Here is a 15,799-nt window from a genome sequence, read left to right as displayed (position 1 = left end):
CCGTTACCGCAGCAACGGATATGCACACTACCCGTCTGGAAAAAGGCGAGTAGATGTTTCAAAAAAAGTGAACAGCATTACCCACAGTGTTCAGGGTCTCCTCAAGACAGCATTTGCGCCACGGACGGCGCGTCGGCCTCGACGGTGACTTCGCTGAGCTTGCCATGTTCGATGCGAATCAGCCGGTCGGCCAGGCCGAAATAGGCGTCGTCATGGGAGATGACGATCAGTAGTTTGCCGCGCTCGCGCAGGTCCGGCAGGATCCGGGTGTAGAAGAAGTGCTTGAACACCGGGTCCTGGTCGGCCGCCCATTCGTCGAACAGGTAGCACGGGCGATCGTCCAGGTACGCACTGAGCAGCGCCAGGCGCTTGCGTTGCCCGGTGGACAACGCCAGCGTCGTCAGCTTGCCGTCCTCGATCTGCACCTTGTGGTCCAGTTGCAGGTGCACCAGGTAGTCTTGTGCCTGTTTCACCATGTGCGGGTCGTCGCCATCGAACAGGTTCTCGAACAGGCAGAAGTCGGTAAAGATCGCTGAGAAGTGCTGCCGGAAATGGTGATTGTCATTGCTCGAGGACACTTGCTCGTCGAGCATGATGTCGCCGCTTTCCGGCCGGTACAGCCCGGTCAGCAACAGCGCCAGGGTGGTCTTGCCGCTGCCGTTGCCGCCGGTGATGAACACCACTTCACCGGCATTGAGGGTGAGGTCGATCGGGCCCAGGGTGAAATGCCCGTCCTCGCGCTCGCGGTAGTAAGTGTGGGTGACCTGGCGGCACACCAGGCTGCGAACCTGGGTCGGCGAGATTGTGTCAACGGTCTCGTCGGCGGTTTGCATCTCGCCTTCCAGGGCGCGGATCTTGTTCAGGGCCACGCTGGCCCGGCCGAGGGTCGGCAAGGCGTGCATCAGTTCCGACAACGGCGTGATCATGTAGAGGATCGCCAGGATATAGCCGGTAACCAGGCTCGCGCTCAGCTCGATGAAATGCGGCGCGGCGAACAGCACCACGCCGATCAGCATGTAGAACACCGCGTTGCCCCAGTTCAGGACCAGGGCGTAGATGCTCATGCCCCGAACAAAATCGCGGCGGTATTGCTGGCTCACCGGTATCAGCAGGCGGGTGAAGAAGTGCTGCCGGCGCGGATGGTTGAGCTGCAGTTCCTTGCTGCCATCGGTGAGCAGGCGGTATTGATTGAACAACTGGTCCTTGAGCTCGCGAGCACGGGAAATCGAGGTCAGTGCCCGCCGTTGTGGCCAGTGGAAGCTCAGGCTGCCCAGGACGATCAGCAGCAGCGTCAGACCGAGCAATGGCATGCTGAGCCAACCCAGGTAGCCGAGGCACGCGGCGATGATCCCGACGTTGACCAGCAGGATCGGCACCAGCTCCACCGCCTGGCTGATGGTTTGCGTATCGTCGGTGAGCATCGCCAGCAGGCGATGCTTGCCCAGGCGCTGCAATTGCGCGTAGGGCGTGTCGATCAGCTTGGCGCTCAGGTGCAGGCGCATGTCGTTGACCGCAGCCTGGCCCAGGCGCAACAGGCTGATGTCGGAGATGATCCGCGACACTGCGACCAACACCACCAGGCCGGCGAAGAGCAGGCCATCCACCGGGCGCAGCTGATCGAACACCTCCAGGCTGTGGTTGATGTTGGCGATCAGACCGGCTGCCGCGAGGCCGCAGATCAACCCCGTCAGGGTCGCCACCAGCAGTGCGCGCCAGGAGCGTTTAGCCATGAGTAACAACAGATCCATTTCAAACCGCTCCGTGTGTAGCAATGGCCGTGAGACGCGCCGCCAATTGTTCGTGCAAGGCGCGTTGCTCAAGGATGGTCAGGTGTTGCGCCGTGATGACCTCGCGGGTCAACGGCCCGCTGCTCAGGTCTTGCCAACGTGGGTCGGCGAAATCAGCCTGGGCCAGGGTGTCGCTTGCCCACCAGACATGTACCGGGCAGTTCAACCGTACGGGCCTGAACGTGGCCAGCAGATGCTGGGTATGCTGCTGGTAGTTTAGCCGCGTCTGCAGGTGCTCCCAACTGTCGCCATCGAGTTGCAGGCCTTGCTGGCGTGCCCACTGCACCAGCTCCGGCAGGCGTGCCGCTGGGGGCAGGGCGTCCAGCTGCTCCCGCAATGCGGCCATGATCGGTGGCGGCAACTGGCGCAACACGCTCTGGCTGTCCGGTGTCAGCGCTTGGGAGGCTGATTCCAGCAGCGCCTCGACACTGTCTTCTGGCGCCTGGTGCTGGTACTGCGAGTCGATGATACCGAGAAACGCCACTGCTTCGCCCTGGCTTTCCAGGCGCGCGGCCGCGGCAATCGCCAGCAGACCGCCGAGGGAGAAGCCCAGCAGGTGGTAAGGCCCCTGAGGTTGTTGTTGGCGCAGGTGCTCGACATAGAGCGCGGCGAGGCTCTCGATATCGCCGCCCAGCGTTGCGCTGTCATCACTCAGGTACGCCGCCTGCAAGCCCCACAGATGCCAACCCGACAGCGGCGCCAGCAGCGTGCGGTAATCTTGCACGTGGCCGGTGGAGGGGTGGAAGCAGAACAGGTTGGGGGCTTCAACGGCGTTGGGCGCCGACAACCGTACCAGCGGCGAGAGCTTGAGTTCGGCCTGCACCAATGCTGCAAATGCCGAGACACTCGGGGCGTTGAACACCGCATTGACCGTCACCGGTGCCGACAGCGCGGTCTGCAGGCGACTGGCAAGCGTCACCGCCGCCAGGGAATGGCCGCCCAGCTCGAAGAAATCATCGTCGATGCCCACTCGCTCCAGGCCCAGCACCTGTGCCCAGACCTCGGCGAGCAGGGCTTCCAGCGGCGTGCGCGGCAAGGCACTGCCAACCGTGTCGAGGACTTTGTCAGCCCATTGCTGCAAGGTCTTGCGGTCGAGCTTGCCGTTGCCCATCAGTGGCAAGGCTTCGACGATCCGCAGGGTCGGCAGCATGTAGTCCGGCAAGCAATCCTGGGCCTGGCCATGCAGCCGGGCGACCGTGGTCGAATGTCCGGGGGCCAGGGTCATGAAGGCGAACAGTTGCTGGCCGAGCTCGCCGCGGGGGATGCATTCCACCGCGGCCTGGGCTACACCGGGGAGGCCGGTCAGTTGCGCCTGGATCTCGTCGAGCTCCACGCGGAAACCACGGATTTTCACCTGGCGGTCCGCACGTCCGGTGATTTCCAGGCTGCCGTCGTGGCGATAGCGGGCCATGTCGCCGCTGCGATAGAGACGTTCGCCCGGCAGGTGCGCCAGCTCGATAAAACGCTCGGCGCTTTGTTGCGTGTCCAGGTAACCGCGGGCCAGTTGCGGGCCGGCGATATACAGCTCGGCGCTTTGCCCGGGGGCGGCCAGCGCTTGCTGCTCGTCGAGCAGGTACAGGCGCATACCGTCGAGACGGTCGCTGAGGGGCAGGCGACGATAATCCACGTTCGGATCGGTTTTGTGCATCACCACCCCAACAGTGGTTTCGGTCGGGCCGTAATGGTTGAAGACCGCCAGCGCCGGAGCGAGGCCGCGAATGCTTTGCAACAGGCGCCGCGAACAGCTTTCGCCACCGAGGATCAATTGCTTGCGTGGCAACACGGCAGCGCTTTGGGCGTGAATCAACCAGGCGTCGAGCAACGACGGCACGATCTTCAAGTGATCGATCGGGTACTGCGCCTGCCAGGCGGCCCAGGCTTGGGCGTCCATGGCCGTTTCCTTGTCCAGCAGGTGCAATTCGCCGCCGCTGAGCAGGGCCGGAAACAGCAACGTGTAGCCCAGGTCGGCCGCCAATGAAGTGACCACTGCGCTGCGTTCGCCTGCGGCCAGTTGCAAGCGCCGGGATACGCTGGCGACATAACTGGCCAGTTGTCCGTGCTCGACGATGACACCTTTAGGCGTGCCGGTGCTGCCGGAAGTGAACAGCACGTAGGCCGCGTCCTGTGCCTGGATCTCGACGCTCATGGCAGTCGTTGGCGCTTGCTGCCAGGCCGCTTCATCGCGCAGGTCGAGGCCGCCGATGCCCGGTAGCGCGGGGGCGCTGCCGGCCGAACCAGTCAGGATGAAGACCGGCTGGGCTTGTTGCAGGATCGCCAGTGAGCGCTGTGCCGGCTGATGCACATCCAAGGGAACGAACGCCGCGCCGCTCTTGAGCACGGCGAGCATGGCCAGGACCATCTGCGCCGAGCGATCCAGATACAACGCCACGCGATCTTCGCGACCCACGCCCTGGGCGCGCAGGTAATGCGCCAGTTGGTTACTGCGGGCCTGCAGTTGGGCATAGCTCAGTTGCCCATTGTGGTCGCGCAGGGCCAAGTGCTCGGGAAACTGCGCGGCACACGCATCGAAGCTCGCCGGCACGCTGGTAAACGGCAGCGCTGCGACGTCGACTGACGCCTGCAGGGCGGCCAGCGTTGCGCTAAAACTCGGCGCCTGCACTGACAGTTCGGCCAGGGGCTTGCCTGGGTTGGCAAGGGCATCGAGCAGCAGCGATTGGAATTGCTCCAGCAGGACCAAAGCGGCCTGTTCGCTGTAGCGGCCCGGCAGGTGGCAGAGGTTCAGGCGATAGCCGCCAGCGGTCGTTTCGGCCACCAGCAGCAGCTCCATACCGGCGGGGATGGCCTGTGCGTCCAGCACGGTGAGCGTCGACGCCATGCTGCCCAAGGTGTCGAGCCGATCGGGCAACTGCCCACCCCACTGGAAGCCATACTGCAAAGCGGCGGCCGGCAGTGCAGCGCTGACGCCGCAGTATTCCTGCCATTCGGTGGCTTGCTCGCAGAGCGCCTGCAGATTCGCCAGGGTCTGGGCAAACTGGCTGTCCGCTGCTGCTTGCCAGCGCAGGGGCAGGGGCTTGGCGAACAATCCCCAGCAATCGGCGAGTTCTTCATAGTCGTCGCGGCAATCGTGGACCCAGTTCAAGGTCAGTGCCGGGCTGTCGCCGCTACTCAGGCGCTGCAACAGCACGCCCCAGGCCGTCATCAGGACTTGCTCGGGCGAAGCGTCGTGACGTTGGCAGAAGCTGTCGAGGGCCATGCTCAACTGTGGGTTGGCGCTCAGGCGAGTGGTCACCGGGGCGTCGCAGCGGTCGCTGCGTACCTGACGGTAGAGCAACTCGCTGGCGGCCGCTTCGTCCAGGGCCTGGCTGGCCCAGAAACGCCGGCCAGGCTCGGCGTCTTCATCGGCCTGCAATTCATAGAGCCAGGCGCTGTACTGGGTATAGGTCATCGCCTCGTCATCCACCGATGGCGCGTCTATCGAGCCCAATGCCTGTGCCAGGCGCAGCAAGGTCCCGCGATCCGCGCTCAGCGCCGGCAATTGCAGTGTCACCCGCTGCCGATCGCCGTCGAGCGCTTGCACCTCGACGCTGATGGCGTCCGCAGCCATGACGGTGGATTCAACCACCTGCAAGGGCATCAGCAAGCCCGGCTCAGCCCGTACTCGCAGGCGCAGGGCCTCGTGACACGCGCTCAGGGCGGCAAGTCGTTGGTGCAGGCGCTCCAGGGCCAACGGGCCTTTTATTTCCAGGTCCAGGCGCGCGGCTGGCAACCCCGCCAACCACTGGCTGCGTTGTTGGGGCGAGAGGGCGAAAGCTTCTTCACGGGTCTCAAAGGCGCTCATGCCTGCACCTCCGCAGCCAGCGCCGGCTGTGCTTCGGGCAGGCAACCGGTCAATTGTTCGCGACGCATCATCTGGCCCATGGCGACACAGATCTTGCGCTCACCCTCGAAGGGGTCCCGAGCGTGGGCCACCAACATATTGTCCAGCATCACCATGTCACCCTTTTGCCAACTGAAACGTACCGCGCAGTCTTCATAAGCCTCGCCGATCACTTGCATCACCGCGTCTTCGATCACGCTGCCGTCGCCGTAGTACACGTTGCGGGGCAAATGTCCGGGGCCGAACAGGCTGATCAGATTGTTGCGCACTTCCGGCTCCAGGCAGGCGGTGTGGTGCAGTTGCACCTGGTTGAAGAACGACAGTTCCAAGGTCTCGGGATGCTCGACGATGGCCGGGCAGTGCTGGGCGATCCGCAGGTTATCGGCCTCCAGCCATTCCCAGCGCATGCCCGACGCCAGGCATTGACGTTCGACTTCTTCGCGTTGCTCGGTCTTGAAGAAGTCCTGCCAGCGCACATCCAGCTTGTCGGTGAAGTGCCGCACGTACAGCAGCCCCAGAGCCTTGAAGCGAGCGACGATGTCCTCGGGCAAGCGCGCCAACACCTGCCGGCAATCGACGATGGGCGTGCAGCCACCACGCGGTGCCGGCGTTTCGCAATAGAACCACTGCTTGCGTGGCCACTGCGGCAGATGGGAACTCTCGTTGTGGAAGAGAATCATGTGCTGTTCCGGGTACGGCGTGGAGTGGTAGATGTTCTTGCCGGATTTGTTTTTTGGCAGGTCGCCGTAGGTCCCGTAGAGGTCGGGTTCGATGGCCTGGGCGAACTGTTCGAAAGCACCCGCATCCGGCAGGTTGAAACCCCGGAACAGCAGGCCGCCGTGGGTCAGCAACTGGGCATTGATCCATTCCCGCGCTTGCAGCGCCCAGTGCACCGGGTCCAGGTCGCCGAGCAACGGCTCGATCACCAACGGCAAGGCTTGCCCGGCGTTGAAGGTGCGGGTACGGACCTGCTCATGGGCCACCTGGCTCACGGCGGTTGCACGGGTCTGCTTGAGCTTGCTCAATTTGGACTGCTTGCGCGCGCTGCGGGCCGTGGCCTCGTCGAGCGACGAATCCGCCAAGGACGCCGCGCTGGCGTTGCCGCCCTCAAGGCGCCACGACCAATTGTCCAGCGCTTGCCCCGGGGCCGAGACGATCTGCTCCAACAGGCTCTCGAAGCCTTGTTCGAGGCGCTGGATGGTCGGCTCCTGCAACACGCTGGTGCGATACACCCAGCGCACGTTCAGGCCTTGATCTTCGTCCTCTTCGACAAACACGGCGAGGTCGAACTTGCTGCTTTCCTGGCGTGATACCAGGTGTTCCACCTCAAGGTCCGGCAGGCTGGCATTGCCGCTGGGGGTGTTCTGCATGACGAACAGCACCTGGACCAGTGGATTGACCCCTGGTGTACGCGGCGGTTGCAGCTCCTCGACCAGTTTGTCGAACGGCACCTGCTGGTGCTGGAACGCCGACAGGCAATCCTCGCGCAAGCGTTGCAGACGGGCGTCAAAGGTTTCGCCCTCGCTCAGGCGGGCACGGATCGGCAGCACGTTGACGAAGAAGCCGATGAGGTGTTCCAGGGCCGGATGTTCGCGGTTGGCCAGGTCGGTGCCGACAATAAAGTCGTTGGCCCCGGTGGCCCGTTGCAGCAGGCTGTTGAAGGCATTGAGCAGGACCATGAACAGCGTCGCCCGCTGCTCTTGAGCATAGGCCTTGAGCACCTGTGCCTGGGCCGGTGTGAAGCGTTGCTCCAGGGCCGCCCCCTGGTAGTCGGGACGCGCCGGGCGTGGCTGGTCAAGCGGCAGCGGGATCAAGGTTGGCGCGCCGTCGAGCTGGCGGCGCCAGTAATCGATGGCCCGTGCCAGCAGGCGCTGTTGGGTTTCGCTGCGTTGCCAGAAGGCATAGTCGGCGAACTGCATCGGCAACACCGGCAGCACCGGTGTCGAGCCACTGGTGCGGGCCTGGTACCCGACGATCAGTTCTTGCATGAGGATGCCCATGGACCAGGCATCGGTAGCGATGTGATGCAACACCAGTTGCAGCACATGATCGTCGGTGCCCAGACGTAGCAAGCTGGCGCGCAACATCGGCGCCTGTTGCAGATCGAACGGGCGTGCCGCCTGCTTATCGATCAAGCGTTGCAGGGTTTGCGCCTGTTCCTCGGTATCGAGGTGACTCAACTCGGTCGGCGTCAGGTCAACCTGCGGTGCGGGGCTGATGACCTGGCAAGGCTGGTCGCCATGGAGGTGGAACGCCGTGCGCAAGGACTCATGGCGTTCGAACACGGCCTGCAACGCCGCTTGCAACGCTGCGATGTCCAACGCCCCACGCAGCCTGATGGTGGTGGTCATGTTGTAGGCGGCGCTGGGGCCTTCGAAGCGATCCAGGAACCACAACCGTTGCTGGCTGTAGGACAGCGGCAATGGCTGGTTGCGTGGCGCCAGGGCAATCTCGCTGTTGCCGTCGGCCTCGGTCTGGGCGTCGCGCTGCTGATCGACCGCTTCGGCCAATTGTTCGAGGGTGCCACGCTCGAACAGCGTGCGCAGCGGCAGGTTCACGTTCAACCGTCGGCGAATCCGCGACAACACCTGGGTGGCCAGCAGCGAGTGACCGCCGATGGCGAAGAAGTCGTCGTGCACACCGACATCGTCCAGACCGAGGATTTCCTGCCAGAGTTCGGCGAGCACTTTCTCGGTTGACGTGCGCGGTGCCATGCCTTGCGCCTGCGCCGTCTCGTCCACGGGCACACCCAGCGCGGCGAGGGCGCGACGGTCGACCTTGCCATTGGCGTTCAGCGGCAATTGTTCAAGCACCAGCCAACGGGCCGGAACCATGTAGCTTGCCAGTTGCTGGCCCAGGTAAGTGCTCAAGGCTTGTTGCGCGGACTCGCCGCCGAGGTCGGCCGCTTCGTCGAGCACGTACCAGGCCACCAGTTGCAACGCCCCGCGCGCGTCGGGCAGCGCCAGTACCACCGCGCTGTCCACTGCTGGGTGTTGCATCAGGCGGTTTTCGATTTCGCCCAGTTCGATGCGGTGGCCACGGATCTTCACTTGCTGGTCGCGCCGCCCGAGGTATTCGATCACGCCATCGGCGCGCATCCGGCCGATATCACCGCTGCGATACAACCGCGCATCGGCCTGGAACGGGTGCGGAACAAAAGCTTCGCGGGTGCGCTGCGGGTCGCGCAGGTAACCGCGACCCACGCCGACACCACCGATGCACAATTCGCCGGGTACACCGACAGGGACCAGGCGCAGCGCCGAGTCGAGCACGAACACCTGGTTATTGGCGGTAGGCTTGCCGATGGGCATGTGCAGGCAATCGTCGGCGGGCGCTTCGGTGATGGGATAGAAGGCAACGTCGTCCGAGCATTCGGCGGGACCGTAGGCGTTCATCAACGGGATCGCCGGGAAGCGGGCGAACCAGTCCCGCGCCAGGGCCGGCGGCAATGCCTCACCGGTGGGCAGGAGCCAGCGCAGGCTCGCCAGGCTGTGGTGCGCCAGGCTTTCCTGGAGCATGCCGCGAATCAGCGCCGGCACGGTTTCCAGCAGGGTCAGTTGCTGCTCTTGAACCGCATCGAGCAGGGCCACAGGGTCGTGGGCCTGGGCATCGGGAAGGATGTGCACGGTGGCGCCGAACAGCGGCGCGGCGAGGAACTGCCACACGCTGATATCGAACGCTGCCGAAGCGGTCTGGGCAATCCGGTCGTGCTCACCCAGGCCCAGGCTCGGGACCTTGCCGAACATGTTGTTGAGCATCCCGCGCTGTTCGACCATCACACCTTTGGGCGTGCCGGTGGAACCGGAAGTGAAGATCACGTAGGCCAGTTGATCCGGGTCGTGCGCATAGCTGACCGGCGGCTGTTCGCGACCTTGCCAGAGTGCCTGGGCGATCAGGCAGGTGGGTTGCTGGCGCATCTGCGGCAGGACGTTGTCCAGCGTTGAGCTTGCGTGCTCGCAGACCAGCAACAGTGGCGCTTCACCGAGGTCCAGCAACTCCGCCAGCCGTGTGTGGGGCTGTTGGATGTCCAGGGCCTGGAACGCCGCGCCGACCTTGAGCGTGGCGATCATCATCGTCAGCAAGGCCAGGCCACGCTCAGCGAACAGCGCCACCAGGGTTTCCGGGCCGGCACCGACCGCTTGCAGCGCATGGGCGATGCTGTTGGCGCGGCGGTCCAGTTCGGCGTAGGTCAGCGATTGCCCCTGGCATACCGCGGCGAGGTGTTGTGGACGGTTGCGCACTTGTTCGGCGAACAGCGCCGCATAGCCGCGCTCCAGCGGGAAGTCGACGTCGCTGCGGTTGCAGTCGATCTGCAACTGCCGGCGTTCCGCCTCGGGCAGCATGTGCAGGCTGCCCAGTGGCGCCTGCGGCGTCTCCAGCATGCCCGAAAGCAGCTGCACCAGATGGCCGAGCATGCGCTGCACGGTGTCAGTGCTGAAACGCATGCTGTCGTAGGACAGGCGAATGCCCAGGCGGTCGCCGGGGTACAGCACCACCGTCATCGGGAAGTTGGTGTGCACGCGGTCTTCATAGATGTCGATGCTGAAGGCATCCAGTTGCACGCTGCTGATGTCCAGCGGCGCGTTCTCGAACACCACCAGGCTGTCGAACAACTGCTGGCCGCGCGGCACCTGGCTGCAACGCTGGATGTCCACCAGCGAAGCGCTTTCGTGTTCGCGCAATTGCGCGTTGTGGGACAGCAGCGCCTGCAACCAGTCGGCCACTGGCATCTCTGGGTCGACATCGATGCGCAGTGGCAGGCTGTTGATGAACAGCCCGACCATTTCTTCTACACCGGCAAGGTCAGTCGGGCGGCCGGCGACGGTCACGCCGAACAGCACATCGCGGTTGCCGCTGTAGCGCGACAGCAACAGCGCCCAGGCGCCCTGGATCCAGGTGTTGGGGGTCAGTTGGTATTGCTGGCACAGCTGCTGCAGCCGCTGGGTCTGGGCGATGCTCAGGGTCTGGTCGAAGTCGCCGACCTGTTCCGGCGCCTGTTCCGGGCCGGCCACGGGGCTGTCTACATGCAGTGGCGTCGGCTCGCTGAAACCGGCCATTTCGGCCTGCCAGAACGCGTGGGCGGCGGCCATGTCATGGCGTTCCAGCCAACTCATGTAGCCGCGGAACGAGCGCAGGCGCGCGCGGGCCACTGGCTCCTGGCGCACGATGGCCTGGTAGATCGCCAGCAGGTCTTCCATCAGCAGGCCGAAGCACCAGGCGTCGGTCAGGATGTGGTGGAAGCTGCGCACCACGGCGAAGCGTCGCTCATCGAGTTGGAACACCCGCAGGTGGGTCAGTGGCGCGCAGGCCATGTCGAAACCTTGCAGGCGTTGTGCTTCGAGGGCCTGGTCCATGGCCAGGCGCTGCTGCTCCTCGTCGAGGTGGCGCAGGTCCTGCCAGTCAAACGCCCGGTGGGTCTGGCGGTACACGCATTGCAGCGGCTCATGATCGTCCTGCCACCAGAAGGCGGTGCGCATCATCGGATGGCGCTCGAGGAACAGTTGCCATGCGGCCTCCATCGCCGGGCGCTGCAATACCCCGTCCCAGCTGTAGCGTTGTTGCATCAGGTAGATGCCGCTGTGGGGTTGCAACAGGGTGTGCAACAGCATGCCTTGTTGCATGGACGACAGCGGGTAGACGTCTTCGATGTTCGACCAGTCCAGCGGTTCGGATGCCAGGGTCGCCGCTTGCTTGTGGCACAGCGCGAATGCCTGGCTGGCGGGGCGCAGGTCGGCTGCGCTGGCCAGTGCGGCGAGTTCGTTCAAGCGTTGCGCAAGGCGCGGTGCCCAGTCGGCGGCGAGGGTGCCCTGGCTGCGCAGGTGCAGGCAGTCATCCAGCCACCAGGCGTCCAGGGTCAGCGGGCAAGGCGAGGCCGCCGATGGAGTTGCGGCTTCGACCTGGGCCAGGATGCCGCGCTCTTCACGATGGCTGTCGAGGTTGCCGAGCCAGCGAATGGCCACCGAGGCCGCCGGCAGGTCGCGTAGTGGCTCTTGCAGGTAGGTGTTGTCCGACAGGAAGCGCAGGGCGCCATAGTCGACGCCGTGCTGCGGGTAGGCGCGCATCTGTGCGGTCAGGGCCTGCAAGCGTTGCAGCAGGCTGTCGCCTTCGGGCTGGAGGAAGTACGGCACCGCCAGGGCCAACGGCCCGATGATGCGTGTCGGGTCGAGGTCGGCCACGGCAATCGGCGCATCCACCGGCAGGCGCTCGGCGTTCGGACGGGCAGCGTGCATGCTCAGCGCCACCAGGCCATTGCCGCACCGTTCACGGCACTGTTCGACCACGGCAGCGGCCAACAGGCTGTTCCAGTCCAGTTGCAGCACTTCGCCCAGGCGCTTGAGTTCGCCTGAGGTGGCGGCCGCCAGGGTCTGTTCGACCACGCTGGCCGGCTGCTGGCTGTCAGGCAGTTGCAGCGTTTCCATGCCGGCGTATTGCAGCCAGTGTTCCCAGGCGTCGTCCAGAGCGTCGCCCTGTGCATGGGCTTGTTGGTGCCGCGTCCACTGGGTGAAATCGCCACCGGTATAGGACAGGCGCACCGGCCGCTGATAGCGTAGTTGCGCCAGGGCCAGGTTGAGGTCCGTCAGCAGCAGCGACCAGGAGGCTTCGTCCAGGCACAACGGATGAGCGGCCAGCAGCAGGGCGTGCTTGCCGTCCACCTCCAGCAGGCGGGCATGCACGGTTTGGCCGGCGTCCAGTTCCAGCGCGTCGACACCGGCCTGGGCCAGGGCTTGCAACTGCGCCGGCGTACAGGTCTCCAGTTTCTCGGTGGTGATGACCGGGGCCTTGGCCGCGACCAGCACCCGTTGTTGCCACTGGCCCTCCGGCTGGGCCTTGAGCGCCAGGCGCAAGGCCTGGTGGTGTTGCTGCAACGCCGCGATGGCCTGACTCAGCAGCTCGCTGTCGATGGCCTGGGTCAGCGCCACGCAACGCCAGGTGGCGTGCAACGGCCCTTGTTGCAAGCGGGCCAATTGCCCGGCGGCCAGCGGCAGGTCATAGCCATCGGCAATCTCGTGTGCCACGCCATGGCTGGCATCGGCGCCCAGCACCCGGGCGATATCGGCGATGGTGCGGTTCTCGAAGAGCTGGCGGGGCGTGAGCTTCAGCCCTTGCTGGTTGGCGCGGGCGATGATCTGCAAGTTGATGATCGAGTCACCGCCCAGGGCGAAGAAGTTGTCATGCACGCCGACACGTTCCAGCTTCAGCACGTCCTGCCAGATGGCCGCCAGCTGCGCTTCGACTTCATTGCGCGGGGCGACGTGGGTGGCGCTGTCGTCCGTGGGTTTTTGCGGGAGCGGCAAGCGCTGGACATCGACCTTGCCGTTGCGGGTCAGGGGCAGTTCGTCGAGGGTGATGAAGTGCGCCGGCACCATGTAATCCGGCACTCGCGCGCCCAGGTCATTGCGCAGCTTGGTGGCGGACAGCGACTGGCTGGCGACCAGGTAGGCCACCAGGCGCAGGCTGCCGTCCAGGTCCACGGCGCGGACCAGCGCCTGTTCGATCAGCGGTGACAAGCGCTTGAGCTGCGCTTCGACTTCGCCCAGCTCCAGGCGATTGCCACGGATCTTGACCTGGCTATCGACCCGGCCGAGGAACGCCAGTTGGCCGTCTACTTGCCAGCGTACGCGGTCGCCAGTGCGGTACCAGCGTTGCTGATTCTCGTCGAGATGGAAACGTTCGGCGGTCAGGTCCGGGCGGTGCAGGTAGCCCCGGGCCAGGACGCCGCTGATCAGCAGCTCTCCGGATACCCCGGTGGGCACCAGGCGACCGTTGGCATCGACTACTTGCAGTTGACGGTTCGGCAGCGGCCGGCCGAGGGCGATGCTGCGCAGGCCCGCGGGCAGTTCGGTGGCAATCGCCCCGACCGTCGCTTCGCTCGGCCCATAGTGGTTGAACACCCGGAGCCCTGGCGCCAGGCGGTTGACCTGTTCCAGCAGCGCCGGGCTGAGGGCGTCGCCACCGAAGACCAGCAGGGCGCTGGGCAGCAGGCGGTCATCGGGCAACGCCTGCAACAGGCCGGCCAGATGACTTGGGGTGATCTTCAGCACATCCACCGGGTGTTGCTCGAAGAGTTCGGCCAGTGCCAGTGGGCTGAAACCGCTGTCTTCATCCACCAGCAACAAGCTGGCGCCGCTGCACAGGGCGCCGAACAGCTGGGTGTGGCCGAGGTCGGCGGCGATGCTGGACAGCAAGCCGTAGCGAGCCGCCGGTGGCGGGTTGAGCACTGCGTGCACCGCCGTCAGGTAATCGACGATGGACTGGTGCTCGACCACTACGCCCTTGGGGGTGCCGGTGGAGCCCGAGGTGTAGATCACGTAGGCAGCATCGGTCGGGCTGTGGACCACGGCAGGTGGCGTGTCTGGCTGGGAGGCGATGGCGTGGGCCTGTTCCGCCAGCCACAGCGTCGGCGTGTGCTCGGCCAGGCCTTTGAGCAGGGGTGAAGCGGCGGCACCGATCAGCAGCGCGGCGCGGCTGTCCACCAGCACGTCGGCCAGGCGCCCGGCCGGCTGCTTGAGGTCCAGCGGCAGATAGGCGGCGCCGGCCTTGAGGGTGGCCAGCAGGGCGATCACGAACTCGGCGCTGCGTTCCAGGGCCAGTGCCACCACGCTGTCGTGGCCGATGCCCTGGGCGCGCAAATACTGGCTGAGGCGGTTGGCCTGTTGGTCCAGTTCACGGTAGGTCAGGGCGACCTGACGGTCGCGGACCGCCAGTTGCTCAGGGTGAGCGGCCACCTGTTGTTCGAAGCGCTGGTGCAGGCACGCAGGGGGCACCGGCAGTTGCACGCCGCGCCCCTGCATGAGCAGTTGCTGGCGTTCTTCCGGGCTCAGCCATTCAAGCTCGCTGACCCGGCACTGCGCGTGCGCCGTCATCGCCAACAGGATCGCGCGTAATTGTGCCGACAGCACCGCCACCTCGGCATCGCTGAAACGGCTGCGGTCATAGCTGATCAGGTAGTGCAGCTGTTTGTCCGGCACCACGATCAGCGACAACGGAAAGTGGTTGCGGCCTTGGGTGAGGGTAATGCCATCGGCCTGCTGGTCGCTGCTTGGGGCACTGAAACTCAAGCCACCGGTGTCCTGGTTAAGCGCGTCGGTGACCGGGAAGTTCTCGAACACCAGGATCGAGTCGAACAGCGCCTGTTCAGCGGCGATGCGCGTCATCGACTTGAGCTTGCCCAGCGGCAAATAGGCGTGGTGGCGCAGATCGCTGTTGGCTTGCTGCAAGTGTTGCAGCCAGGCAACCAGCGTTGGCTCATCGGCCCATTGCACGCGCAGCGGCAAGGTATTGATGAACAGCCCGACGGTGCTGTCCACCGCCGCCAGGTTCTCCGGACGCCCGGCGACGGTAACGCCATAGACCACGTCGTCACGCCCGGCGTGTTGGCCCAGCAGCAGTGCCCAGGCGCCCTGGATCAGCGTGTTGATGGTCAGGTCATGCTGACGGGCGAAGTGCGTCAGTTGCTCGGTTTCGCTGGCCGTCAGCAGACTTTCCCGTTCGGCGAACGGCGCCCCTGCCGGTGCCGGCTGGCGTACGGCGAAGCTGGGCAGTGGGGTCGGCTCGCTGACGTCCTGCAACTGTTCGCGCCAGAAGCTTTCGGTGGCGGCCATGTCCTGTTCCGCCAGCCAGGCAATGTAATCGCGATAAGGGCGGGTCGGCGCCAGGTTGGCGGGGCGGCCATGGGCTTGTTCGTAGTACAGCGCCAGCCACTCCTGGACGGCAATGCCGACGCTCCAGCCATCCATGAGAATGTGATGGAAGGTCCAGATCAGGTGCCAGCGTTCAGGTGCCAGGCGCACCAGGCACACGCGCATCAGCGGTGAGTCATTCAGCTCCAGGGGTTGCGCGCGTTGTTCCAGTGCCAACTGTTCCAGCGCGGCCTGGGGTTCGGCGCGGTCCTGCCAGTCCAGTTCGGTCAGGGGCAATGCCACGTCCTGCTGCATCACCTGATAGGCATCGTCCAGTTCCTCCCAGAGAAAAGCACTGCGCAGCACGGCGTGGCGCCGCATCAGCGCCTGCCAGGCACCGCGAAACGCGCTCAGTTGCAGCGGGCCGTTCATGTCCAGGCTCAACTGCTGGTAATACACCCGAGAATCCGGTTCATAGACGCTGTGGAACAACAGACCGTGCTGGGTCGGCGAAAGGGAGTAGATGTCTTCGATGTTGTTCATGCTTGCTTGGT

The 15,799-nt window shown here is 65.0% G+C and carries 3 protein-coding genes; all 3 read right to left on the bottom strand.

All coding sequences use genetic code 11. The annotated features are described in order from the left end of the window. Positions 1-101: 101 nt before the first annotated feature. From MA884_RS02025 to MA884_RS02015, 3 genes are read right to left on the bottom strand one after another with little or no spacing between them, the layout of a single operon-like run. On the bottom strand, positions 102-1,748 hold the full coding sequence (locus MA884_RS02025; protein WP_256228748.1) for a cyclic peptide export ABC transporter: 1,647 nt from the start codon (positions 1,746-1,748) through the stop codon (positions 102-104). 1 nt (position 1,749) lies between these two features. Next, the gene (locus MA884_RS02020) at positions 1,750-5,586 is read right to left on the bottom strand and encodes an amino acid adenylation domain-containing protein (RefSeq protein ID WP_256228747.1); all 3,837 of its coding nucleotides are present in this window, start codon (positions 5,584-5,586) and stop codon (positions 1,750-1,752) included. Continuing rightward, positions 5,583-15,788 carry a non-ribosomal peptide synthetase gene (locus tag MA884_RS02015; RefSeq protein WP_256228746.1) on the bottom strand — a complete coding sequence of 3,402 codons (10,206 nt, stop codon included), beginning with the start codon at positions 15,786-15,788 and terminating at the stop codon, positions 5,583-5,585. Before MA884_RS02015 ends, MA884_RS02020 begins: the two co-directional genes overlap by 4 nt. Positions 15,789-15,799 lie beyond the last annotated feature (11 nt).

The organism is Pseudomonas sp. Q11 (assembly GCF_024494355.1).
Classification (GTDB): Bacteria; Pseudomonadota; Gammaproteobacteria; order Pseudomonadales; family Pseudomonadaceae; genus Aquipseudomonas; species Aquipseudomonas hefeiensis.
This window is presented reverse-complemented; position numbering and strand designations above follow the sequence as displayed.

Excerpts from the sequence above, each read along its gene's own strand:
- MA884_RS02020 (WP_256228747.1), bottom strand. The coding sequence starts at position 5,586 with ATGAGCGCCTTTGAGACCCGTGAAGAAGCTTTCGCCCTCTCGCCCCAA.
- MA884_RS02015 (WP_256228746.1), bottom strand. The coding sequence starts at position 15,788 with ATGAACAACATCGAAGACATCTACTCCCTTTCGCCGACCCAGCACGGT.
- MA884_RS02025 (WP_256228748.1), bottom strand. The coding sequence starts at position 1,748 with ATGGATCTGTTGTTACTCATGGCTAAACGCTCCTGGCGCGCACTGCTG.